The 23,291-nt window shown below is 67.7% G+C and carries 17 protein-coding genes and 1 tRNA gene; 7 read left to right on the top strand and 11 right to left on the bottom strand.

The window, feature by feature from the left end:
* Nucleotide 1 precedes the first annotated feature (1 nt).
* Together glmU and AB4Y79_RS11510 are read right to left on the bottom strand one after the other, a co-directional pair.
* Nucleotides 2-1,480, bottom strand: coding sequence for a bifunctional UDP-N-acetylglucosamine diphosphorylase/glucosamine-1-phosphate N-acetyltransferase GlmU (gene glmU / locus AB4Y79_RS11515; RefSeq protein WP_441861681.1), 1,479 nt, complete (start codon nucleotides 1,478-1,480; stop codon nucleotides 2-4).
* A gap of 103 nt (nucleotides 1,481-1,583) precedes the next feature.
* Nucleotides 1,584-1,655, bottom strand: a tRNA-Gln gene (locus AB4Y79_RS11510).
* Between the two features lie 134 nt (nucleotides 1,656-1,789).
* Between AB4Y79_RS11510 and AB4Y79_RS11505 the strand changes: the two genes are divergently transcribed.
* Nucleotides 1,790-2,416 carry a TetR/AcrR family transcriptional regulator gene (locus AB4Y79_RS11505; protein WP_441861678.1) on the top strand — a complete coding sequence of 209 codons (627 nt, stop codon included), beginning with the start codon at nucleotides 1,790-1,792 and terminating at the stop codon, nucleotides 2,414-2,416.
* Between the two features lie 11 nt (nucleotides 2,417-2,427).
* Here the strand turns inward: AB4Y79_RS11505 and AB4Y79_RS11500 are convergent, their stop codons facing one another.
* The 5 genes from AB4Y79_RS11500 to AB4Y79_RS11480 all read right to left on the bottom strand — a co-directional run bounded on the left by AB4Y79_RS11500 (nucleotide 2,428) and on the right by AB4Y79_RS11480 (nucleotide 8,582).
* Complete coding sequence (locus tag AB4Y79_RS11500) at nucleotides 2,428-4,257, bottom strand: ABC-F family ATP-binding cassette domain-containing protein (protein ID WP_441861676.1); 1,830 nt, start codon at nucleotides 4,255-4,257, stop codon at nucleotides 2,428-2,430.
* 34 nt (nucleotides 4,258-4,291) lie between these two features.
* The gene (locus tag AB4Y79_RS11495; protein ID WP_441861673.1) at nucleotides 4,292-5,254 is read right to left on the bottom strand and encodes a 4-(cytidine 5'-diphospho)-2-C-methyl-D-erythritol kinase; all 963 of its coding nucleotides are present in this window, start codon (nucleotides 5,252-5,254) and stop codon (nucleotides 4,292-4,294) included.
* The gene (rsmA, locus tag AB4Y79_RS11490; protein ID WP_441861670.1) at nucleotides 5,251-6,123 is read right to left on the bottom strand and encodes a 16S rRNA (adenine(1518)-N(6)/adenine(1519)-N(6))-dimethyltransferase RsmA; all 873 of its coding nucleotides are present in this window, start codon (nucleotides 6,121-6,123) and stop codon (nucleotides 5,251-5,253) included. Before rsmA ends, AB4Y79_RS11495 begins: the two co-directional genes overlap by 4 nt.
* A gap of 109 nt (nucleotides 6,124-6,232) precedes the next feature.
* Nucleotides 6,233-7,399, bottom strand: a complete 1,167-nt coding sequence (locus tag AB4Y79_RS11485; protein WP_441861667.1) for a transglycosylase family protein — start codon at nucleotides 7,397-7,399, stop codon at nucleotides 6,233-6,235.
* Nucleotides 7,400-7,679: 280 nt separating this feature from the next.
* The gene (locus tag AB4Y79_RS11480; RefSeq protein ID WP_441861664.1) at nucleotides 7,680-8,582 is read right to left on the bottom strand and encodes a TatD family hydrolase; all 903 of its coding nucleotides are present in this window, start codon (nucleotides 8,580-8,582) and stop codon (nucleotides 7,680-7,682) included.
* 163 nt (nucleotides 8,583-8,745) lie between these two features.
* Between AB4Y79_RS11480 and AB4Y79_RS11475 the strand changes: the two genes are divergently transcribed.
* Genes AB4Y79_RS11475 through AB4Y79_RS11465 form a run of 3 tightly spaced genes read left to right on the top strand, consistent with a single transcriptional unit; the run spans nucleotide 8,746 to nucleotide 13,874 of the window.
* Nucleotides 8,746-9,846 (top strand): AAA family ATPase, encoded by a 1,101-nt coding sequence (locus tag AB4Y79_RS11475; protein WP_441861662.1) that lies wholly within the window; start codon nucleotides 8,746-8,748, stop codon nucleotides 9,844-9,846.
* A 9-nt stretch (nucleotides 9,847-9,855) separates the two neighbouring features.
* A complete protein-coding gene (locus tag AB4Y79_RS11470) occupies nucleotides 9,856-11,319 on the top strand; it encodes a DUF58 domain-containing protein (protein WP_441861660.1) in 1,464 nt (487 codons plus the stop codon).
* Nucleotides 11,316-13,874, top strand: a complete 2,559-nt coding sequence (locus tag AB4Y79_RS11465; protein ID WP_441861657.1) for a transglutaminase TgpA family protein — start codon at nucleotides 11,316-11,318, stop codon at nucleotides 13,872-13,874. Before AB4Y79_RS11470 ends, AB4Y79_RS11465 begins: the two co-directional genes overlap by 4 nt.
* Before the next feature lie 61 nt (nucleotides 13,875-13,935).
* Here AB4Y79_RS11465 and AB4Y79_RS11460 read toward each other — a convergent pair whose 3' ends face one another.
* Nucleotides 13,936-15,435 (bottom strand): NAD-dependent succinate-semialdehyde dehydrogenase, encoded by a 1,500-nt coding sequence (locus tag AB4Y79_RS11460; protein ID WP_441861654.1) that lies wholly within the window; start codon nucleotides 15,433-15,435, stop codon nucleotides 13,936-13,938.
* A 184-nt stretch (nucleotides 15,436-15,619) separates the two neighbouring features.
* Nucleotides 15,620-16,495, bottom strand: a complete 876-nt coding sequence (gene rsmI / locus AB4Y79_RS11455) for a 16S rRNA (cytidine(1402)-2'-O)-methyltransferase (protein ID WP_441861651.1) — start codon at nucleotides 16,493-16,495, stop codon at nucleotides 15,620-15,622.
* Nucleotides 16,496-16,540: 45 nt separating this feature from the next.
* On the opposite strand from rsmI, the gene AB4Y79_RS11450 reads away from it, so the two are divergent.
* Both AB4Y79_RS11450 and AB4Y79_RS11445 read left to right on the top strand, forming a co-directional pair.
* Nucleotides 16,541-18,265, top strand: a complete 1,725-nt coding sequence (locus AB4Y79_RS11450) for a dolichyl-phosphate-mannose--protein mannosyltransferase (protein WP_441861648.1) — start codon at nucleotides 16,541-16,543, stop codon at nucleotides 18,263-18,265.
* A 67-nt stretch (nucleotides 18,266-18,332) separates the two neighbouring features.
* Entirely contained in the window at nucleotides 18,333-20,162 is a 1,830-nt protein-coding gene (locus tag AB4Y79_RS11445; RefSeq protein WP_441861645.1) for an AMP-dependent synthetase/ligase, read from the top strand.
* On the opposite strand, the gene AB4Y79_RS11440 is transcribed toward AB4Y79_RS11445, so the two are convergent.
* Both AB4Y79_RS11440 and AB4Y79_RS11435 read right to left on the bottom strand, forming a co-directional pair.
* Nucleotides 20,153-21,286, bottom strand: a complete 1,134-nt coding sequence (locus AB4Y79_RS11440) for a TIGR01906 family membrane protein (RefSeq protein WP_441861642.1) — start codon at nucleotides 21,284-21,286, stop codon at nucleotides 20,153-20,155. The genes AB4Y79_RS11445 and AB4Y79_RS11440 overlap by 10 nt on opposite strands.
* Before the next feature lie 124 nt (nucleotides 21,287-21,410).
* Entirely contained in the window at nucleotides 21,411-22,403 is a 993-nt protein-coding gene (locus AB4Y79_RS11435; protein ID WP_441861639.1) for a stage II sporulation protein M, read from the bottom strand.
* Nucleotides 22,404-22,489: 86 nt separating this feature from the next.
* On the opposite strand from AB4Y79_RS11435, the gene AB4Y79_RS11430 reads away from it, so the two are divergent.
* Complete coding sequence (locus AB4Y79_RS11430; protein WP_441861637.1) at nucleotides 22,490-23,290, top strand: RDD family protein; 801 nt, start codon at nucleotides 22,490-22,492, stop codon at nucleotides 23,288-23,290.
* Nucleotide 23,291: the final 1 nt, after the last annotated feature.

Here is a 23,291-nt window from a genome sequence, read left to right as displayed (position 1 = left end):
GTTACTTGCCCTCTTCTGTAGATGCCGGGGTACTGGAGGAGTTTTTGGTGGCCGCCTGGGCCAGTTCGGCGGAGCGGGTTCCCGGACGGTTCGCGGGGACCCAGCCCTCGGCGTTGCGCTGGGCGGCGACGCTCAACGCGAGAGCGCCGGCCGGTACGTCCTTGCGGATCACCGCGCCGGCGCCGCTGTAGGCGCCGTCCCCCACGGTGACCGGGGCAACAAAGACGGTGTTGGAGCCCGTACGCACGCCCGAGCCGATGACCGTGCGGTGCTTCTTCTCGCCGTCGTAGTTTGCGGTGATGTTTCCACAGCCGATGTTGGTGTCTTCGCCGATTTCGGCATCGCCCGCGTAGCCCAGGTGGGACAGCTTCGACCCCCGGCCGATGGTGACGTTCTTGGTTTCGTAGAAGGCGCCGATCTTGCCCTGTTCGCCCAGGACGGTGCCCGGCCGCAGGTAGGTGAAGGGGCCGACGGCGGCGTGTGCGCCGATGACCGATCCGGAACCATGGGTGCGGATCACCGTTGCGCCCTCGCCGACCGTGACATCGGTCAGGGTGGTATCCGGTCCGACGACGGCGTCCCTCGCCACGGCGGTGGCGCCGTGCAGCTGGGTGTTGGGCAGGAGCCGGACGTCCTCGTCGAGCGTGACGGACGCGTCGATCCATGTTGTGGCCGGGTCCACCACCGTCACTCCTGCGCGCATCCAGGCTTCGACGGTGCGGCGGTTCAGTTCGGCGCCCAGGGCGGCGAGCTGGACGCGGTCGTTCGCGCCTTCCACCTGCCAGCGGTCGGCGGTGACGACGGCGGCAACCCGGCCACCGGCGGCGCGTGCCAGGGACAGGACGTCGGTGAGGTATTTCTCGCCCTGGGCGTTGTCGGTGGTGACGTTGCCCAGGGCCTCGCGGAGCACTTCCGCGTCGAAGGCGTAGATTCCCGAGTTGACCTCACGGATGAGCCGCTCGGCCTCGGAAGAATCCTTGTGCTCGCGGATGCCCGTGACGGAGCCGTCCTCGCCCCGAAGGATGCGGCCGTAGCCGGTGGCGTCGTCCAGGATGGCAGTGAGGACGGTGACCGCGTTGCCGTCACGCTCGTGGGTGGCCACGAGCTCGTCCAAAAGTTCCCCGGACAGCAGCGGCACGTCGCCGTAGGTGACCACAACTGTACCGGTCAGGCCCTGTTCCGCGTGAAGCGCCTCAAGGGCGGCTTCCACGGCGCGGCCGGTGCCCGGCACGTCGTCCTGGTCCACAATGACGGCGTCGGGGTCCAGTGCCGAAACATGCCCGGCCACCAGGTCACGTTCGTGGCGCACCACGATGGCAAGCCGCTGCGGATTGATGCTGCGGGCGGCACGGAGGGCGTGGCCCACCATGGAGAGGCCGCCGATCTCGTGGAGGATCTTGGGTGTACGCGATTTCATCCGGGTACCGGCGCCTGCTGCCAGAACGATGACAGCGGCCGGGCCGGGATTCTCGGGGATCACGTACGGGCTCTCCTTGCTACGTTGTGCTGGCGCTTTGCGGTGTCCGGCGGGCCTGTCCGCCCGGCACCGGGTGCCATCCTACTGAACGCTCCTCGCACAGCAGTTCCGCCCATAGGACTCGAACCTATACTCCACGGCTCCAAAGGCCGGGGTGCTGCCATTACACCAGAGCGGACCGTGCCTGAGGACTCAAGGCCCGGGCACAAGTCCCTATTTTGCCATGGGTTCAGGGCACCGCGCGACACCGGCCGATTCCGCGCCGCCGGCCGGGCGGAATTGGCCCCGCGGCCGGTGGGGCATGATGGGAACGTGAGCAACAACCCGCCGCGGATGCGGATGACCGGCCTGCAGCGGCGAAGCCAGCTGATCGACGTCGGCCGCGGCCTTTTCGCCGCCCGCGGGCTCGAAGGGACCACGATTGAGGAGATCGCTGCCAGCGCGGGAGTGTCCAAGCCGGTCATCTACGAGCACTTCGGGTCCAAGGAGGGGTTGTACACGCAGGTGGTGGAGTGCGAGTTCCATATTCTGCTGGACGCCATTAATACCGCCCTCACCGAGGAAGCCAAGCCCCGTGTCCTTGTCGAACGCGCCGCCCTGGCCCTGCTCACCTACATTGAGGAACGGACCGAGGGCTTCCGGATCCTCATGCGGGACGCTCCCCCGTCCCAGCCCGAGGGCGCCTTCTCCACCCTGCTCTCCCACGTCACCGCACGGGTGGAACACATCCTCTCCGACGAATTCTCGCGCCGCGGCTTCAGCGGTGAGGACGGCGCCATGTACGCGCAGATGCTCGTCGGCATGGTGGCCATGACCGGCCAATGGTGGCAGGACAGCCGCCAGCCGGACAAACAGACGGTGGCCGCGCACCTGGTCAACCTCGCCTGGAACGGCCTCACCGGCCTCAAGAAGGACCCGGAGCTGCAGGGCGAAGGGTGACTGTCGAGGCGTCAGTCGCCGAGGAGTTCTGAGGACTCCAGCCACTCCAGTTCCAAGGCGTCCTTTTCCTCGGCCAGGTCCTTGAGTTGGCTGTTCTGTTGGGCGAGTGCGTCGAAATCGGACTTCTCCGTGCTTTTGACCATGTCGTCGTGGAGTTTTTTCTCCTGCTGGTCAAGCTTCTTGAGCTGCCGTTCGATCCTGTTGAGGGCCTTGCGGGCGTCCCGCTTCTCGGCCTCGGACGGCCCGGATGTTCCGTCTGCGGCGGGCGCCTGGCCGGCGCTTGTCACGGGGTTTCCGCCGCCGGTGACGGTCGAACCGGCCAGGGCTGCTTCGCGCAGCTCGAGGTACTGGTCCACGCCGCCGGGCAGGCCGCGGAGCTTGCCGTCGCCCAGCAGGGCCATCTGGTGGTCGGTGACGCGTTCGAGCAGGTAGCGGTCGTGGCTGACCACCACCAGCGTTCCGGGCCAGCCGTCCAGGACGTCCTCAACGGCGGCGAGGGTGTCGGTATCAAGGTCGTTGGTGGGCTCGTCGAGCATCAGGACGTTGGGCTCCCCCACCAGCAGCCTCAGCAGCTGCAGCCGGCGCCGCTCACCGCCGGACAGGTCCTTCACCGGTGTCCACTGCTTCTGGTTGGTGAAACCGAGCTGCTCCACCAGCTGGCCCGCGGTGAATTCCTTACCGCCCACGTTGAACGAACGCTTCTCCCGCTCAATGACCTCGATGACGCGCAGGTCCGCTACGTCGTCGAGCTCCTTGACCTCCTGCGTGAGAACCGCCGTGACCACGGTCTTTCCCCGCTTGAGCTTCCCGGCGTCGGGCGTGATCTCGCCGTTGAGCAGCTTCAGCAGGGTGGTCTTGCCGGCCCCGTTGACGCCCACGAGCCCCAGCCGCTCGCCCGGAGCCAGGCGGAGGGTGATGTTGTCGAAGAGCTTCCGGCCGGCGTCATCGCCCCGGAAGTTCAGGGAGATGTTTTCCAGGTCCAGCACGTCCTTGCCCTGGCGGGCGGTGGCCATTTTGTTCAGCGCCATGGAGTCGCGCGGTGCGGGGACATCGGCGATGAGGGCGTTGGCGGCCTCGATCCGGAACTTGGGTTTGGCCGTCCGGGCCGGTGCGCCGCGGCGAAGCCACGCCAACTCCTTCTTGACCAGCTGCTGGCGCTTGCCTTCCACCACGGACGCCATCCTGTCCCGTTCCGCGCGGGCCAGGACGTACGCGGCGTAACCGCCCTCGAAGGGGTCCACGATGCCGTCATGCACTTCCCAGGTCTTAGTACAGACCTCGTCCAGGAACCAGCGGTCGTGGGTGACCACCAGGAAGGCGCCCTGGTTGGCCCGCCAGCGCGTCTTCAGGTGCCGGGCAAGCCAGGCAACGCCTTCGACGTCGAGGTGGTTGGTGGGTTCGTCGAGCATGATGACGTCGTGGTCCTCGATCAGCAGCTTGGCGAGGGCCACCCGCCGCTTCTGTCCGCCGGACAAGGCGTGCACGTTGGCATGCCAGTCGACGTCGGACACCAGGCCGCCCATGATTTCCCGGATTTGCGGGTTGCGCGCCCATTCGTAATCTGCCTGGTCCCCCACGATCGCGGCACCTACTGTCAGGTCGCCGTCGAGCACGTCGCTTTGGTCCAGATACCCCACGTTGACGTCGCCGCGCTTGGTCACCCGGCCGGAATCCGGCGTGGACCGCAGGGACAGCAGCCGCATCAGCGTGGACTTGCCGTCGCCGTTCCGGCCCACCATGCCGATCCGGTCGCCTTCCTCAAGGCCCAGGGTGATGCCGTCCAGGACGGTACGGGTCGCGTAGGAGACTGTGAGGTTCTCGCCGCCAAGAAGGTGTGCCAAAAGGAACTGCTTTCTGCTGCCGAACTAAAGGGGTTTAGAGGTGCGTGTCAGAGATGATGCGCGCCCCGGGGACGGGGCCGTGCACGTGGAGGGCCGCCAGGCCCTGGTGCCGAAGATCCTCGGCGAGTGCCTCGGCCGCCACGGGGTCGTCGGCGAGCAGGGCCACGGTGGGGCCGGAACCGGACACGATTCCGGCGATCGCGCCATGGGATTCGCCGATGCCCAGCGTATCGCGCAGTGCCGGAGATAAGGAGATGGAGGCGCGCTGCAGGTCGTTGACCAGGACGCGGCTCAGGGACTCGGCGTCGCCGCTGCGCAGGGCCGCCAGGATGTGGGGGTCGACGCCGGTGGGCTCGTCCGCGGTGAGGCCTTCGGCGTCCCGCAGCCTGTCAAGGGTGCGGTACACCTCCGGGGTGGACAGGCCGTAGTCGGCCGCCACCAGCACCCAGTGGGTCTGCGCCTTGGCCAGGGCAGGGGAAAGTTTGTCGCCCAAACCCAGGCCCACCGCGGTGCCGCCGAGCAGCGAGAAGGGAACGTCCGCACCCAGTTCCGCGGCAAGATGGGCCAATTCTTCCCGCGACAGTCCGCTGTTCCAAAGGGCGTCGCAGGCCAGGAGCGTGGCGGCGGCGTCGGCTGATCCCCCACCCATGCCGCCGGCCACGGGGACGCGCTTGGTGATCTCCAGGTGCACGCCGGTGGCGTGCTCGGAAACATCAGCCATGATCGCCGCTGCCTTGTAGGCCAGGTTGTTGCTGTCCAGGGGGATGTCGACGGCGTCGAGGTCCAGGGTGCTTTCGGGGCTCAGGCTAAGCGTGATCCCGGGAGTCGCCGTGCTGGTGGCCGCAACTTCCTCGTAGAGGGATACCGCGAGGTAGACGCTGGCGACGGAGTGGTAGCCGTCCGGCCGGAGCGGGCCTACCGCCAGGGATACGTTGACCTTCCCGGGTGCTTTGACGCGGACGGTCCTGGCCGCGAAGCGGCCTCCCGGGGCGTTCACGGCCGTGATTCCCTGGCTTCGGCGATCCTGGCAAAGGCCTGGATATCGATGACCTCGCCGCGGGCTGTGGGGTCCACGCCCGCGGCAACCAGGCAGCGTTCCGCTTCCGGAGCACCGCCTGCCCAGCCGGCGAGGGCGGCCCGAAGCGTCTTGCGCCGCTGCGCGAAGGCTGCGTCCACCACTGCAAACACTTGTTCTCGGGTGGCGGTGGTGGCCGGCGGCTCGCGCCGGGTAAAGGCCACCAGGCCGGAATGGATTTTGGGGGCCGGCCAAAAAACGTTCATGCCGATCACGCCGGCCTTGCGCATCTGGCTGTACCAGGCGGCCTTGACCGACGGTACCCCGTAGGTCTTGGACCCCGGCCCTGCGGCAAGGCGGTCCGCCACCTCGTCCTGCACCATCACGAGTCCGTGCCGCAGGCTTGGGAAATGCTGCAGCAGGTGCAGCACCACCGGGACCGCCACGTTGTAGGGCAGGTTGGCCACCAGGGCGGTAGGTTCGACCGGCAACCCGGTGACCTTCATCGCGTCGGCGTGGACCAGGTGGAACGCCCCGGCGGCAGCGGGGCGCCATTCCCTGACTGTTTCCGGAAGCTTCGCGGCAAGGACCGGATCGATTTCGACGGCGACGACGGCGGCCGCGGCGTCGAGCAGCCCCAGGGTCAGGGAGCCAAGCCCCGGCCCGACTTCAAGGACGGTTTCCTCCGGCCCCACTCCGGCGGCTGCAACGATCCGCCGGATGGTATTGCCGTCGATCACGAAGTTCTGGCCGAGGGTTTTCGTGGGCCTGATCCCGATTTCCTCTGCCAGCCGTCGGATGTCGGAGGCGCCGAACAACGGTGCGGGCACGGCGGGGATCGGTTCAGTCACCTAGGTATCCTATCCCGCTCGGCAGGTCCGCCCGGTCGGCTTAACGGCAGTGGCCGGGCCCGGATATCCGGGCCCGGCCGCGCTGTGTGCTTCGTGTTTGTTCGCTGAATCAGCTGCTGGCTGCCCAGCCGCAGCCCCACGGTGACAGACCGCGCTGGGCGTACACGCGGTTGGCGATGTCGATCTGCTGGGCCTTGGTGGCCAGGCTGGCGTTCGGGGCATACGCCCCGCCGCCGGCTCCGATCCATGTGCGGATGTCGAACTGGAGGCCGCCGTAGTAGCCGTTGCCGCTGTTGATGCTCCAGTTTCCGGTGGATTCACACTGGGCAATCTTGTCCCACATGGCTTCGTTCATCATGGCCGGCGCGGCCGCACCGGTGTTGGCACCTGCTGCCGCGGGTGCGGCTTCGACGGCGGGCTTGGCCTTGGTGCCAACGGTGACCTTTTCGGTTACCGGCTGCACGGCGACGTTCTCGGACACAAGGGTGCGCGATGCTTCCCTGCCGTCAACGAGCACCAGCTTGAAGGTGCGCTCAATCTTTCCGGCCGCCCCGGCCTGGGTTACCTGCTTGTCACCCTTGAGCATGTCGGCGCTTTCGGCGGTAACGGTCTGGAACGGCACGTCTTCGCTGGTAACGGCGGTCTGGGTGGTGTCCACCCGGGAAACCTTGATGACCATGTTGTTCACCACGTCGGCGTTGGCCGGCTGGGAGGACCGGTCATTGGCGCCGAGGGTAACGCCGGCATCCTCGAGGACCTTGCCTACGGTTGCAGCCGTGGTGGTGGCGGTGTTCACCTTGCCATCGGCCACGATGCTGATGGTCTTGGGTGTGGAGATGGAGACGTAGGAACCGGCCAGTGCCAGCGTGGCATCCTTGGGCACCGAGACGGCCGATGCGCTGGCGACGCCGAGCTCGGTCACGAGGTCTTCCACATCCTGGGCGGTGGTGTTCACCGTTTTTTCGGCCCCGTCGAGGCTGACCTTGACTTCTTTGGCCTGATTAACGTTGATGACGGTGCCGTTTTGCACGGTAGCGTCCAGCGAAGGCGATACGCGGTCGCTGGGCTTCAGGTCCAGGTTGGCACTCTTGACTACCTGCGCCACTGTTCCACCAAAGGACTGCACGGACGAGGTTTTGCCGTCCACGTTGAGCGTGATTGTTTTGTTATTGCCCACGAAAGCCACGAGGCCTGCGACGAGACCGCAGAGCACCAGCAGTTGGGCGCCAACCTTGATATAGCTGAACTTGCCGTCCGATGTGAAGAACTTGATCACGATTGCCCGTAACTCTAGGTCCGTCCGGGCACGGGGAATCGCGCAATAAAATGCCCGGAGCAACCTCAAAAAGACTGTCCGGGCATCGATGCACCGCCACGCTCCACACAGCGGCATGGCCGGGAACTGACGTGCCCGGTGCGGCTGCGAATGAAGCGAAATTACCCGTTGGCCTTCCCCGACCCCGGCTAATAGTTGTCCACTGTAACCGTAGCGTTATAAAGCAACCAACATTTTTGCATACCAGGTATGGCCATTGATCACGGAACGGGGAAGGTTTTCAGGCCCAGGATCCGTATGCCCGCACGGTATTTTCGCTGATGGCGTTACATAGCACGGCGAGGTCGGAGCCTGTCAATTCTGCCATGGCCCGGACCGTATATGGGACCATGTAGCTGGCATTTGGCCGCCCCCGGTGCGGATGCGGCGTCAGGAACGGGGCATCAGTTTCCACCATGATGAGGCGGCGGTCAGCGACGGCGAGCGCGGCGCGTAGATTTGCGGCGTTCTTGAAGGTCAGGGTCCCGGCGAAGGACATCCACCACCCCTGTTCGTTGCAAGTCCTGGCAAGTTCCTCGTCGCCGGAAAAGCAGTGGAACACCACCCTGTCCGGTGCGCCTTCCTCCCGCAGCACCCGCACCACGTCGTCGTGCGCGTCCCGGTCATGGATCTGGAGGGTGAGGTTCAAGCGCTTGGCGATGTCGATGTGCCGCCGGAACGAATACTCCTGGTGGCGCAGCCCTTCACCTTCCGTTCGGTAGAAGTCCAGCCCCGTCTCGCCGATTGCACGGACCCGGGGATGCATCGCGAGGTCCTCGATCTCTGCGAGGGCCGCCTCCAGTTCGCCCTTGGCGGCATAGTGCGGGGCATCATTGGGGTGCAGGGCGACGGCTCCCAGGAGCCGCTGGTCCTGCTCCACGGCCTCCACCGTGAATCGTGACGACGCCAGGTCGCAGCCCACCTGGACCGCCCCCTGTACCCCTACCGCTGCTGCCGCGTCCAGCGCTGCCTTGATTCCCACCGGCGCCGTCCCATCAGGGAAGTCCAGGTGGGTGTGGTTGTCCATGACCGGTACAGGCAGGGGTTCGGGAGCGGGCGGATATTGCTTGCCGGCCGGAGCTTCCGGATCCGTAGGCCCTGAGTCAGGCGCCCGGTAGGCGGCGGGAATCAGCGGATTGCACATCCAACCAGCCTAGCCGCCCAAACCGGTGGCAAATTTGCCGGAACTCTCTGTCAGGCACGGCAGTTGTGTTAGTAGTCTGGAACGAACACACGCGCACGCCCACCGACGGGCGAAGGCAGGCTTGCTGTCCCGTCCAGGCGAAACCCGGGCTGAAAGGTTGCCGATGGAACCCCACCGACGCACTGCCAACAATGGGAGCGCACCGAACCTCAACCTCGCCGGCGTCACGGATGCCGTCAGCCGGCTGAACGGGCACCGGCCCGCGGCGATGGACGCGGAGGCGTTCCACGCCGCGGCCCAGCGCATCCTCACCACGGTCAACACGGTGATCGACGGCAAGTCGGATGCCGCCAAGCTGGCGCTGACTGTCCTGCTCGCGCAAGGCCACCTGCTGGTGGAGGATGTGCCCGGCGTCGGAAAAACCCTCCTGGCCAAGACGCTGGCCCGGACCATCGACTGCACCGTCAACCGCATTCAGTTCACCCCGGACCTGCTGCCCTCGGACGTGACCGGCGTGTCCATCTACAACCAGGCCTCACGGCTCTTTGAATTCCGGCCCGGCGCCGTGTTCGCAAACATCGTCATTGGTGACGAGATCAACCGCGCCTCCGCCAAGACGCAGTCCGCCCTGCTGGAGTGCATGGAGGAGCACCAGGTGACGGTGGACGGCAACACCTACAAGCTTGACGAACCTTTCATGGTGGTGGCCACCCAGAACCCCATTGAGATGGAGGGCACATACCCCCTGCCGGAGGCACAGCGGGACCGCTTCATGGCCCGGATCTCCATGGGCTATCCGGACAAGGACGCCGAGATCGAAATGCTTGAGACCCACCAGGCGGTATCACCACTGGCCACCGTCACCCCGGTGGTGACGGCGTCTGAAGTGGCGGCCATGACCACCACCGTCCAGCAGGTCTACGTCTCGGCAGCCGTAAAGGAATACACCGTGTCGCTGGGCCGCGCCACCAGGGAAAGCCCCCTGCTCCGGCTGGGTGCGAGCCCCCGTTCCATGCTGCAGCTGCTGCGTGCGGCCAAGGCCACGGCTGCGCTGGACGGACGGGATTTCGTCCTGCCGGACGACGTCGCAGGCGTCGCCGAGGCCGTGCTGGCGCATCGGATTATCGTCGACCGGAAAGCCGCCGGCGCGGGGGAAAATCCGCACAGCGTCCTGCAGAGAATCCTTTCCCGGCTGCCCGTTCCGCAAGCGCCCCCGGGGCAGGCGGCGCGGCCTGCGGCGGCTGCCGGCGGCAGGAACCGCTAGGGCCGGACCATGGCGCTCCTGGACAAGCTTCCCCGGCACCTGTTCACCAGGCGCGGCTGGGGCATGCTCGCCGCGGGGACGTTCGCCCTGGCCGCTGCGCAGGTCATGGGGCGCCGGGACCTGTTGACCCTGGCACTGCTGCTGCTGGTGCTGCCGCTGGTGTCCTTGGCCGGGATCCGGCTGGTGAAACCGAAGTTCCGGGTGTACCGGGAATTCAATCCCTCGACCGTGGAAACGTCCGCCCCGGCCAGCGTCCATCTTGCGGTGGGCAGGACGGGCCCGGGGACGGGCCACGTGACCATGGAGGAGCGGCTGCCCCCGCAATTTGGCCAGGCACCGGCATTCCGGTTTCCTTCCCGTTCCGCTGCGGGCGGCACCAGCCGCTACGAGTACCACCTGACGTCGGGCTACCGCGGCCTGTTCCGGATCGGACCGGTCACGGCGGAGTTCACCGACCCGTTCGGTCTATCGCTGCACCGCCAGGCCATCGACGACGGCGATGTCCTCACCGTGACGCCGGCCGCCGTCGTGCTGCCTGCCACGGTGCTGGACGGAGCGCGCGGCAACGACGGCGTCACCGCCACCCGCATCCGCGCAAATCCGAGCGATGACGACGTCATGACCCGCGAATACCGGCACGGGGACCCGATGCGCCGGGTCCACTGGGCCGCCACCGCGAGGCACGGGGCCCTGATGGTCCGCCAGGAGGAATCAGTCACCACGCCGGAAGCCACCATCATCCTGGACCATCGCTCCAGTGCCTTCGGCGGCGCGTCCGGGACGACAATGCCCGGGCTTCCCGGGCGAAACGGTCATGGGCTGGCCACCAGCGACACCTTTGAGTGGTCGGTCGTCGCCGCCATGTCCGTCAGCGCCCATCTGGCGGAACGCAATTACAGCCTCCGCATCCTCGATGCCGGTGGTAATCCGGCCTTCCTGCATTCGCCCTCTTCCCCGGAACCTGCGGCTGAAGAGTTCAGTGGCGCCTCCGGCCTGCAGTCCATTGCCGAAAGCCTGGCCGCGATCCATCTGACCGGGCCGTCCCACCTGCGGCGGGACGGTGGGGTCCCGGACCTCCCGGGCAGGAACAGGAGGCACCGGGCTGTCAGCGGAACGAAGGCTCCGGGCGTGGACCAGGAACCGCCGGCTTTTGACGACCGCCTGATGGACAAACTGAGCGTGCACCGGATGCGCGGACCGTTGATCGCCGTGCTGGGAAGGATCAGTCCCGAGGAGGCGACGGCGCTGGCACCCGCGGCCGCGTACGGCACCAACGCCTTCGCCCTCCTTGCCGTGGACAAGCCGGCTGACTTCCATGGCGTGCTGGACGTACTGCGGCAGCGCGGCTGGCGTGCTGCCGCCGTGACGCCGCATGCCCGGCTCACGGCAGCGTGGGGGCAGTTCGACGAGGACCCGGCCCTGCCCGTGGCACCGGCGTCCGAGGTCCGCCGCGGAGCAGGAGTGGCCAAATGACTATGGCACCGGCCCGGCCTGCGGGCAGCGGACATGAAGCCCGCAACAATCCGGCACCGCCTGCGGGCCGTGCGGGGGCCGGTGCCTATCCATGCGCGATGGCGGTGGCGATTTCGGTGGCTGTCTGCGGGGCGGCTCTGTCGCTGAACGGGGTCCTCAGGGGCTGGAACTGGTTCTGGCCCGTCCTGACCACCGTGCTGGCGGTCAGTTTGACCCTGGCAGCCATGCGTTCTGTCCGCGCCGGGCCCCTCCTGGTCGCGGCAGGCGGTTTTATCTCGCTGGCTGCCGTCCTCACGCTGACGTTCTTCCGCAGTTCAAGTTTCCTCTGGGTTTTTCCAACCGGCGCCACTTTTCCCGACCTGGGCCGGCTGATGCGGCGGGCCGGCGAGACCGTCCTGTCGGAGACGGCGCCGGTGGCTCCGAACGCTGGAATCGTGATGGTGGTCTGCGCCGTGCTTGGCCTGGCCGTCATCCTGGTGGATGCCCTCGCAGTGCCCCTCGGCATGCCGGCCGCCTCCGGGACGGGCCTGCTGGCGTTGCTGGTGGTTCCGGCCATGATCAAGCCCCAGAGCGTGGGCGCATGGAGCTTCGCTGCCACCGCGGCCGGCTACCTGTTGATCCTGGCCTGCAGCCAGCGGTTTGCCCCGGACGGACGGATACAGCCCGGCGCGCCCCGCAGCCCTGGCCTGGCCAGGCGCGCAGCGCTGACCGGGGCCGTGGCCCTGGTGGCCACCCTGCTGCTGCCACTTGCCATTCCCGGCTTCGACCAGGGCACCTTCCCGCAAGGGTCCAGGCTCAATCCGTGGGGCGGCACCACCGGCCTGAACCCAATGATCACACTGGGAAGCAGCCTCCGTGCACCGGACGGGAGCGGGAGGATCACCTACGCCACGAATTCGACCACCCCCGTCTACCTGCGTTCGGTCACCGTGGACAACTTCGACGGCGACTCCTGGGGCCCGGACGACCGCACCGCGTCCCGGGTCCCGCTGGACGGCCGGATCGACCCCGGTTACGCAGTCCTCGCGGACGAGCAGGTGCGCGTGGTCACCGCCGTCGACACCGGTTCCTTCACGAGTCCCTACCTGCCGGTCCCCTATGCGCCGGAAACCATCCGGGGCCTCGGCGGCGAGTGGACGTGGGACCCTGCCACCCTGAGCATCAAAGGTACCGACACCACTACCCGGCGCCAGGAATACGTTGTGACGTCGACGGAGCCAAAGCTCTCGGCCGCCCTCCTTGCCCAGGCTTCCGGGCCCGTCCGCGGTATCCCTGACGACTTCAGCCGAATTCCGGGCAATGTCCCGGACATCGTCAAAACCACCGCCAAAACAGTAGCCGGTGCCGCCGGGACGCCGTACCAAAAGGCGATGGCCATCCAGAGGTACCTGCGCTCCTCCGAGTTCACGTACTCCCTGCAGTCCCCGATACAGGGCGGCTATGACGGAAACGGCCTCTCTGTCCTGGCGGACTTCCTGCAGCAAAAGAGCGGATACTGCATCCACTACGCCTCCGCCATGGCCGTGATGGCGCGGCTGGAAGGAATTCCCAGCAGGATCGCCGTGGGCTATGCCCCGGGCAGGTTGACCGGGGCGACCATAACGGTGGCCGGGCAAGGTGCGCTCCCGGAATACGAGGCTGACGCCCGCGACGCCCACGCCTGGCCCGAGCTGTACTTCCAGGGCCTGGGCTGGGTGCCGTTCGAACCTACGCCGTCGCGGGGCGTGGTCCCGGACTACGCCGTCGACGGACCGGCGCCCGCCGTCCCGGATACCCTGGGCAACAATGACGGCCTCGTCCCGGATGCCGCCCCGGCGCCTTCCGCCTCCTCCAGCGCAACGGCGCTGCCGGTTCCCGGAGGCACCGGCAGCGGCGAGGGCGATGCCGCCCGCGTGATGCCGTGGCTCCTCGGCGCAGCCGCGGTGCTGGGGGTGGTGCTCCTGGCAGCCGCACCGCACCTGGCCCGTTCCGCCACCAGGACGCGGCGGCTGAACCCAAGATCACCGGATCAGGCCGTCCCGCTGGCGTGGAATGAACTGACGGACCTTGGCACCGATTACGGCGTGCCGGCCGGACCCAGCGAGACTCCCCGGGCGTATTCGGCCCGGTTCCGGGAAACCCTGCTGGGCGAACCCGACGGCATGGACCGTGAGGCGCACCAGGCCGTGGCACTGCTCACCTCCGCCTTCGAGCACCACCGGTACGGCCGCCCGGACGACGGCTCCCCGCCGACCCGCCAGAGGGTATACCCGGCCGTCCAGGACATCAAGGCCGGAGTCGCCGCGCTGGCGGACTCCCTCCGGCAGAACGCCACCCTGCCCCGCCGCCTGCGGGCGGCCTGGCTTCCGCCGTCGGTCATCCGCAGGTTGGGCCTGCTGGTTGACGTGCCGTTCCGGGCGGCCGGCAGGGGCATCCGGAAAGCCTTCCACGTGGCCGCCCATGTCCGAAACAGCCGTTCCCCCGCGCAGGAGGGAGCAGCGCAGGAGGGAGCACCGGTTGGGGGACGTCCAGGGGCAACGGCGGACGACGGCGTTCGCGGGACGGGCGGCCGGTAAACAAAAAAGTGCCGGCCGGGAAAAGTCCCGGCCGGCACGTGTGGAAATGGAACCGCCGGAGCTATCCCGCGTAGGGGTCGGCGATGCCGATGTACTGGGTGTAGAGGTATTCCTCGATGCCTTCGAGGCCACCTTCGCGGCCCAGTCCGGACTGCTTCACGCCGCCGAAGGGTGCCGCGGCGTTCGAGATGACGCCGGCGTTCAGGCCGAGCATGCCGGTCTCGAGCCGCTCACCCATCCGGATGCCTCGGTTGAGGTCCTTGGTGAAGACGTAGGCCACCAGCCCGTATTCGGTGTTGTTGGCCAGCCGCACCGCTTCGTCCTCGCTGCTGAAGGTGATGATCGGGGCAACGGGGCCGAAGATTTCCTCGGAGAGGATCCGGGTGCCCTCGGCGACGCCGGAGAGGATTGTGGGCTGGTAGAAGTAGCCCGGCCCTTCCACCGGTGCGCCGCCCAGGACGGCTTTGGCACCGGAGGCGACGGCGTCGGAGACCAGCTCGTGGACCTTGTCCCGGCTCTTGGCATCGATCAGCGGGCCCACCTTGGACTCGGGTTCGGTACCGCGGGCGGTAGTCATGTCCTTCATTTTCGCGGCGAACTTCTCCGCGAATTCGGCGGCCACGGACTCGTGCACGATGAACCGGTTGGCGGCGGTGCACGCCTCACCCATGTTCCGCAGCTTCGCCAGCATGGCACCGGTCACGGCGGCATCCAGGTCGGCATCCTCGAAGACCACGAACGGGGCGTTCCCGCCCAGTTCCATGGAGGTCCGCAGCACGGTCTCGGACGCGTCCGAGAGCAGGCGCCGGCCCACTTCGGTGGAGCCGGTGAAGGAGAGCTTGCGCAGCCGGGAGTCCTTGATCAGCGGCCCGGTGGTGGCCCCGGCCGTCGAGGTCGGGATGACGTTCAGGACACCGGCGGGCAGGCCGGCTTCCTGCATCACGGCGGCGAACAGCTGGGACGTCAGCGGCGTCAGGTTGGCGGACTTCAGCACCATGGTGCAGCCGGCGGCCACGGCCGGGGCGATCTTGCGGGTGGCCATGGCCAGCGGGAAGTTCCACGGCGTGATCAGCAGGCACGGGCCCACCGGCTTCTTGGTCACCAGCAGCCGGGACTTGCCGTCCGGGGAGACCGAGTACCGGCCGAAGGCCCGCACGGCTTCCTCGGAGAACCAGCGCAGGAACTCAGCGCCGTACGTTACTTCGCCACGGGCCTCGGCCAGCGGCTTGCCCATTTCCAGGGTCATCAGCAGCGCAAAATCCTCGGCCCGTTCGGTCACCAGGTCGAAGGCCCGGCGAAGGATTTCGCCGCGTTCACGGGGCGGCACCTTCGCCCACGATTCCTGGGCCGCAGCGGCGGCGTCCAGGGCTGCCGCACCATCCTCGGGGCCGGCGTCGGCGATGCTCAGCAGCACCTTCCCGGTAGCGGGGTCCTCGACGTCGAACGTCTTGCCCGAAGCGGCGTCGCGCCACTCACCGTTGATGAGCAGCCCGGTGGGAACGGAGGCCAAAAGCCGGGTTTCGCGCTCGGCGGTAACGGCCGGCTGTGCAGTGACAGTCACGATGACTCCCTCGTCAGTAGGGTTTCTGGCAGCCCCGCGCCGCGGCCGGAGTGACCGGGATCATTGGGCTGATTAACAGCCAGACTACTGCGGGCCCCTCCCCCGGTCTACGCCGTTGCGCACTGCTAAATCGGTCCGCCACTGTGCACCTGCACAGAAGCAGAAGCGCTCCCGGGAGCGCTCATCAGCGGGCGGCGAGGACCGCCGAGTAGAGCTCGCGCTTGCTGACCCGGACGTCCTCGGCAACCGCGGCCACGGCTTCCTTCAGCCTGATGCCCTGGGCCACCAGCTCGTTGACGGCAGCGACGTGGTCCTCCGGCTTCCCGGCCGCCTGTTCCGGAGCCCCGCCCAGGACCACCGCGATCTCGCCGCGGACCTCGTTACCTTCCGCCCACAGGAGGAGTTCGCCGATGGTTCCGCGGATCACTTCCTCGTACGTCTTGGTCAGTTCACGGCACACCGCGATGGGCCGGTCAGGACCGAACCGCTCCCGCAGCGCCCGGAGCATGGCTTCCAGCCGGTGCGGGGCCTCGAAGAACACCATGGTGCGGCGCTCCGCGGAGAGGTCAGCCAGTCGCGACGCCCGTTCGCCTGCCTTGCGGGGAAGGAACCCTTCAAAGCAGAACCTGTCCGTGGGCAGCCCGGACAGCGCCAGGGCAGTGAGAACCGCGGAGGGACCCGGAACCGCCGTGACCGGAAGTCCGGCCGCGATGGCGCCCTCCACCAGCCGGAAGCCGGGGTCTGAGACCGCCGGCATACCGGCGTCGGTCACCATGACAAGCGTGCTGCCCGCCCGCACCTGGTCAAGGAGCTCGGCCGTCCTGGTTGCCTCATTGTGCTCGTGGTAGCTGATAACCCGGCCGGCCACTTCCACCCCCAGGCTCTGGACCAGGCGGTGCAGGCGGCGGGTGTCCTCTGCCGCCACGATGTCGGCGGTGCCCAGCAATTCCACGAGGCGCGCGGAGGCATCACCGGTATTCCCGATCGGGGTGGCGGCAAGGACGATCCGTCCCGTCGTCGACGGGCCTGGATCAGGAAGGGTGCTGGGGTTCGGGTCCACCCACCCAGCCTACTGCTGCCGGGTCTTCCAGCCGCAAAAGGTAGCATGGGGCTCGTGACGCAGACCTCGACGCGGCCGGCCGGCGCCGGTGAACCCACCCCGCCGCCGTCCCCGGCCGGAGCTGCGGCACCAGCCGTGGAGCGCAAGGAGCAGGCCCATCGATGGATCAGCCGGCCGGACGAGGCGTTTACCGTCCCGGCCCTGACGGCACGGCTTCTGGGCGCGCACTCGTCCTGGCGGGACTACCCGGCGTCGCTGCGCCTGTGGTTCGTCCTGGTTCCGGTCCTGACGGCGCTCATCGGCGGGGTCCTCCGGTTCGTCCGCCTCGAGGTGCCGCACAAGCTGGTGTTCGACGAGACGTACTACGTCAAGGATGCGTACTCCTACCTGATCAGCGGTTACGAGCGGAGCTGGCCGGACAAGGCCAACGACTCCTTCAATACCGGCAATCCCGATGTCCTGTTGAACACCCCCGAGTACGTCGTCCATCCGCCGGTGGGCAAATGGATGATCGCCGCCGGCATGTGGCTCTTCGGGCCGGACAATCCGTTCGGCTGGCGCTTCGCCGCGGCGCTGACGGGGACCCTCACGGTACTGCTCGTGTCGCTGATCGCCTTGAAACTGTTCCGATCGCTTCCGTTGGCGGGCGCCGCGGGGCTGCTCCTCGCCGTCGACGGCCACCACCTGGTGATGTCCCGCACATCGCTCCTGGACATCTTCCTGACATTCTGGATCCTTGCCGCATTCGGCGCCCTGCTCATGGACCGGGACGACGGTCGCCGGCGGCTGGCAGCGCGGCTGGCGAGGACTGCCGCCGCGAACGGCGGGCAACCGCCGGGCGGGGCCTTGCTGGCGGGGCCTTGGCTGGGCGTCCGTTGGTGGCGGATCGCCGCCGGGATCTGCCTGGGCCTGGCAGTGGGCACCAAGTGGTCAGGCCTCTTCTTCCTCGCCGGGTTCGGCATCCTCACGGTGCTGTGGGACCTCAACGCGCGCCGGGCAGCAGGCATCCGGGGCTGGATCAGCGGCGGTGTCATCCGTGACGGCATCCCCGCCTTCGGCGCGTTGGTACCCGTGGCAGGCATCGTCTACTCGGCTACGTGGACTGGCTGGTTCCTCTCGGACAACGCCTACTTCCGCCACTGGGCCGAGAGCAACCCCTCCACCGAGTGGGGTTGGCTTCCCGATTCCGTCCGGTCCCTCATCCACTACCACCTGGAAGCCTACAAGTTCCACCAGGGCCTGAGCTCCGAACACCCATACCAGGCAAGCCCCTGGAGCTGGCTGGTGATGGGACGGCCGACGTCGTTCTTCTATGAGTCCCCGCCGCAGGGCACCCCGGGCTGCGACGTGGAAAAGTGCACCTCCGCCATCCTGTCCGTGGGAAACCCCCTGATCTGGTGGGCGGCCGCCATCTCCCTGGTGGTCCTGCTGTTCTGGTGGGCGGGCCGCCGGGACTGGCGAGCGGGCGCGGTGCTGGCGGGCGTGGCGGCAGGATACCTGCCGTGGTTCATGTACCCCGAGCGCACCATGTTCTACTTCTACGCGGTGTCCTTTGAGCCCTTCCTGATCCTTGCCCTGGTGTATTGCCTGGGCCTCGTCCTGGGCCGCGCCACCGACCCGCCCTGGCGGCGTCGCTCCGGCCTGTACCTGGTGGCGCTCTACCTTGCCGCGGCCGTCTTGCTTTCGGCGTTCTTCTACCCGATCTGGACCGCCGAAGTCATCCCCTATGTCGACTGGAAAGTCCGGATGTGGATGCCATCCTGGATCTAGGGCAGGATGGCAACAGAGACCTGTTAGAGCCGCCGCCGCGGCGTAGCAGCGGAAACGGAGACCTGCTGTGAGAGAAGCGAGCACGGAACTGCTGGTTGAGCTTGATGCCAACAGCAACGTGACCGACCTGCTGCTGGAGCAGCACGCCGCCAACCCGGCCCACGCCCTGTACCGGCGCAAGGGCCCAAACGGCTGGGTGGACGTTTCCGCGCAGAAGTTCCTCCAGGACGTCAGCGCCCTGGCCAAAGGGCTCATCGCCGGCGGCCTCGAACCCGGCGACACGGTGGCCGTGATGTCCCGCACGTCCTATGAGTGGACCCTGGTGGACTTTGCCATCTGGTTCGCCGGTGGCGTCACCGTGCCCATCTACGAAACGTCCTCCGCCAGCCAGGTGGAGTGGATCATCCAGGACGCCGGGGTCCGCCGGGTGTTCGCCGGCGACCACGCCACGGTGCAGCTGGTGGCCGGCGTTGTTGCGGGCTCTGCCGAACTCAGGGACCGCCTGGTCAACGTGGTGCGGATGGATTACGACGGCGAGGCCCCGGACCTTGCCAGCCTCACGGCTGCCGGCGCCGGAGTCAGCGACGCCGAGCTGGAACGGCAGCGCAGCCGCGCCGGGCTGGCCGATCTTGCCTCACTGGTTTACACATCGGGCACCACGGGCAAGCCCAAGGGATGCGAGATCACGCACGGGAACTTCGCACTGGTAGCCAAGAACATCGTTGCGTTCCTGCCGGAAATCCTGCAAAACGACCAGGCACGCACGCTGATGTTCCTTCCGTTGGCCCATGTGCTGGCACGGGCCGTGCAGGTGGTGTGCCTTACCGCCGGGGCAACCCTGGGGCACACTCCCGGCGCTGCGCAGTTGCTGGAGGATCTTGGCTCGTTCCGGCCGACGTTCCTGTTGGTGGTGCCCCGGATCTTCGAGAAAGTCCGGGCAACGGCCGCGCACAAGGCCGCGGTGGCGGGCAAGGGCCGGCTGTTCGAGGCGGCCTCGGCGGCAGCCATCGAGTTCTCACGGGAGCAGGACCGGCAGAACCGCGGAGAGGGTCCCGGCCCCGGGCTGCTCAACCGCGTGCGGCACGCAGTGTTCGACCGGCTGGTTTATCCCCGCCTGCGGCAGGCGCTGGGCGGCGAGGTGGGTTACACCGTATCCGGAGCCAGTCCCCTCGCTGCGGAAGACGCACACTTCTTCAGGGGCGTGGGCATTCCCGTCCTGGAAGGTTATGGGCTCACCGAAACCACGGCTCCGTGCACAGCCAACACCCCGTCCCGCACCAAAGTGGGGACGGTGGGGATCCCCGTCCCGGGCACCACCATCCGTGTGGCCGAGGACGGCGAAATCCTGGTCAAGGGAATCGGCGTGTTCCGGGGTTACCACGCCAACCCGGCCGCGAATGCCGAGGCGTTCGTGGCCGGCTTCTTCCGGACCGGAGACCTTGGCGCGCTGGACAAGGACGGCTTCCTCACCGTCACCGGCCGGAAGAAGGACCTGCTGGTCACCGCGGGCGGCAAGAACGTGGCGCCGGGGCCGCTGGAAGAGAAGATCCGGACCCACCAGCTGGTGGGCCATGCGGTGGTGGTGGGTGACGGGAAGCCGTTCGTGTCCGCTTTGCTCACCCTTGATCCGGAAGGCGTGGCCAACTGGCGGGCTGAGCGTGGCCTGCCCCCGCTCGCCCTCAGCGAAGCCACCAGGGATCCCCAGGTCCTGGCCGCCGTGCAGGAAGCGGTGGACCTGGCCAACCAGTTGGTGTCCAAGGCCGAGTCGGTGCGGACTTTTACGCTGCTCAATACCGAATTCAGCGTGGAATCCGGGCACCTGACGCCGTCGTTGAAACTGAAGCGTGCCGCCGTGGTCAAGGAGTACCAGGCGGAGATCGCCAGGATCTACGGCTGATCCACCGTTGCCGGTTCCGCGGCGGCGCTTGTTTCTTCCCGGACAATACCGCGACGGCGGCGGGCGGGCCAGGTCAGCACCAGCGTAATGATGGACGCCAGGAGCACCATGCCGCCGATTCCGATGCCGGCATCAATCCAGAATTGGCTCGGGAACAACCGGATCAGGGTGTCGTCCAGGCTGAAGGTCCAGGACCCGTCGGCAAAGAAGATCCGGTGGAATTCGGTGAAGAACTGCTGCCAGCCCAGGGCCGCCAGCGTACCCAGGCCCAGGATGAGCACCAGGGTGATGATCGAACCGGCGAAGAGGGCGCGCCGGATCCCACCGGTGCTGCGCTTGCGGAGGTACAAGATGGCGATCAGGGCGAGGATGAGCAGCGCTGTGCCGGCGCCGAAGGTGGAGAGGATGACCACCTTGACGTCCGCCATGTGGCTGACTTCGCCGTCCTTGAAGAGCTTTTCGCCGCCGCGCTGCACCAGGTCTCCCAGGTACCGCGGGCCGGCCCAATTACTCAGGTAGTCCACGGCATAGGAACCGTAGGTCATCCTGTCGTCGCTGCTGAAGCCGTATCCGTCGCCGGGGAAGCCGGGACGGTTGTACTCCACCCACAGGAAGAGCGGGCTGGTCACGGCCCGGACGGCCAGGATGAGGAGGATCACGGGAGAGATGATGGCCAGCAGGACCTGCATGACGCGGGGCGCCACGGGCTTGGCGTTGGCGGCGCTTTCACGCTGGGCGTTGCGGCGCTCCACTTCTTCCTCGGGCGGGCGGACATGCAGGGCGGAGGTAGGCAATGGCTCCTTGAACACCTGCGGGCCGGCGCTTCCGCGGGGCTCATCGGCGGAGGTGCCGGCAGCTTCCGGCGTGGACGCGGCGGCCGGGGTCCCGGCCCCTGACGATCCGGCGCTTGAGGAGCCGACGGCGGTTTCCGCCGCCCTGCGGCCGGCCCTGCTGTCAGGCTGCGGTGCTTTGGTTTCTTCCACGGCTTCTTCCCGGCCGGAGTTCTTGCCGCCGGCAGGCGCCAGCCAGGAAAACGCGGGCTCGTCGGAATCCCCGGAGCTGTCCAGGAGTGGTTCCGGCTGCGGCGCATCGCTTTTGGCGCGGGCCGGTGTTTCGTCGTTCACAGCAGCGTCACTTCCGTCGGGTTCCGCACCGGTCCCAGTCTGCCGGCGCGATTCATTCTGCCCTCGAGCCTACCTTCCGGAACTTCTGCCGGGCGAGGAACCACCCCGGCTGGATTACAACGATTCAGGCAGCGATTTCCGTGTACCCGGCGTCTTCGCTGCGGAGGTCACCGCGTTCGCCGGCCAGGAAGGCCCGCCGGCCCCACACCAGGACGTAGACCCAGTAAGCCGAAAGAACCGCCGCACCGATGCCAATCCTGGCCCAGGCCGGCAGCGGGCTGGGGGTGACGAAGCCTTCCACCAGGCCCGAGACGAACAGCACCAGGACCAGTCCCAGGGCCACCGTGACCAGAGACCTGCCCTCTTCCGCGACGGCGCGGCTCCTGGTCCGCGGGCCCGGTGAGACCATTGCCCAGAAGATCCGCAGGCCCGCGGCCGCGGCCACGAACACAGCGGTGAGCTCCATCAGGCCGTGCGGCAGGATGTAGCTGAAGAAGACGTCGGATTTACCGGCCGACGCGAAGATCCCGGCCGCGATGCCCACTCCTTGGGCGTTGTTGAACAGGATCATCGGCACCCAAACCCCGGTAATACCGAGTGCCACCGCCTGCGCGCAGATCCAGGCGTTGTTGGTCCACACCGCACCGGCGAAGGACGCTGCCGGATTCTCCGAGTAGTAGTTGATGAAGTCCTGGTCGACGTACTGCGCTGCGGCAGTCTCAGACGCCACGGCCCGGAGCGCTTCCGGGGACGTCCCGATCCACGCCGCGTAGGCGGCAGCGACAAGGACGAATACTCCTCCGCAGGCCAGGGTGAGCCACCTCAGGCGGTACAGCGCCGCCGGCAGGGCCACCACGAAGAACCTTGCGAGGTCGGCCGTGGCGTTGGACCTCGCACCGGTGAAGCGGGTCCTGGCCAGGGCGAGCGTGGCGGAGAGGGAGGCGGACAATGCGCTCTCGGGCGCAATGGAGCGGACCAGCGACAGGTGCCCTGACGCGGACTGGTACAGGGCCAGCAGTTCATCGGCCTCTGCGCCCGTGAGCCTGCGTTTGGCCGCGAGCTCCTTCAGCCGCGACCACTTGTCCCCATTGACGGCGGAGAAGGCGTCCATATCCACGGCTACAGCCTAGCGCCCGGCATTAGACTTTGACCGTCCACACCATGCGGTCCTCCGCATCACCAGCTGCGAAGGGCAGGGACGCAGTGAGTCCGATCATCACCGGCGAGGCAGTCGTCCTCGAACTTCGGCCGGCCACCTTCGCCGCCCGCGCACTGGGCCTGGTCATCGACGTCGTCTTCCATGTGGTCCTCCTGGTGGGATTCATGTTTGGCCTGGCCGCCGCCGGCAAGGGCCTGGACGAGGCCGCCGCACGTGCCCTGACCCTGGCCGCAGCGGTGTTCTGCCTCGTCGTCGTCCCGGTGGGCGTCGAGGCCCTGAGCCGGGGCAGGTCGCTGGGCAAGCTGGCCACCGGCCTCCGGGTTGTCCGCGAGGACGGCGGCAGCATCAGGTTCCGGCACGCCCTGATCCGGGGGCTTACCGGATTCCTCGAAATCTACCTGACGTTCGGCGGCCTGGCGTGTGCCGTAGCGCTTTTCAGTGACAAATCGCGCCGGTTGGGCGACATGTTGGCCGGCACCTACGCGATCCGCAGCCGGGTGCCCGCCGACGAAGCAATCCGAGTGTTCGTGCCGCCCCACCTGCAGCCTTGGGCAGGGGCCGCGGACATTGGCCGGATCCCGGACGCCACGGCGCGCAGGGCCGCGCAGTTCATCCGCCAGGCCGGCCGGATGGCGCCGCAGTCCAGGGCGGGGATGGCGGCGGCGATCGCCGCTGAACTCTCGGCGCACGTATCACCCGCCCCGCCGCCGGGGACCGGGCCTGACGACTTCCTCGCCGCCGTCGTGGCAGAACGGCGGAACCGGGAATTCACCAGGCTTTCAGAGTCGCGCCACCGGAATACCGAGGTGGGTCAACGGCTCCAGCGGCTCCCGTTCAGCAAGTGAT

Origin of the sequence: Pseudarthrobacter sp. YAF2 (assembly GCF_052113345.1) — a bacterium.
In the GTDB taxonomy this organism is placed as follows: domain Bacteria; phylum Actinomycetota; class Actinomycetes; order Actinomycetales; family Micrococcaceae; genus Arthrobacter.
This window is presented reverse-complemented; position numbering and strand designations above follow the sequence as displayed.

Excerpts from the sequence above, each read along its gene's own strand:
- AB4Y79_RS11480 (WP_441861664.1), bottom strand. The coding sequence starts at position 8,582 with ATGTGCAATCCGCTGATTCCCGCCGCCTACCGGGCGCCTGACTCAGGG.
- AB4Y79_RS11475 (WP_441861662.1), top strand. The coding sequence starts at position 8,746 with ATGGAACCCCACCGACGCACTGCCAACAATGGGAGCGCACCGAACCTC.
- AB4Y79_RS11470 (WP_441861660.1), top strand. The coding sequence starts at position 9,856 with ATGGCGCTCCTGGACAAGCTTCCCCGGCACCTGTTCACCAGGCGCGGC.
- AB4Y79_RS11465 (WP_441861657.1), top strand. The coding sequence starts at position 11,316 with ATGACTATGGCACCGGCCCGGCCTGCGGGCAGCGGACATGAAGCCCGC.
- AB4Y79_RS11450 (WP_441861648.1), top strand. The coding sequence starts at position 16,541 with ATGGGGCTCGTGACGCAGACCTCGACGCGGCCGGCCGGCGCCGGTGAA.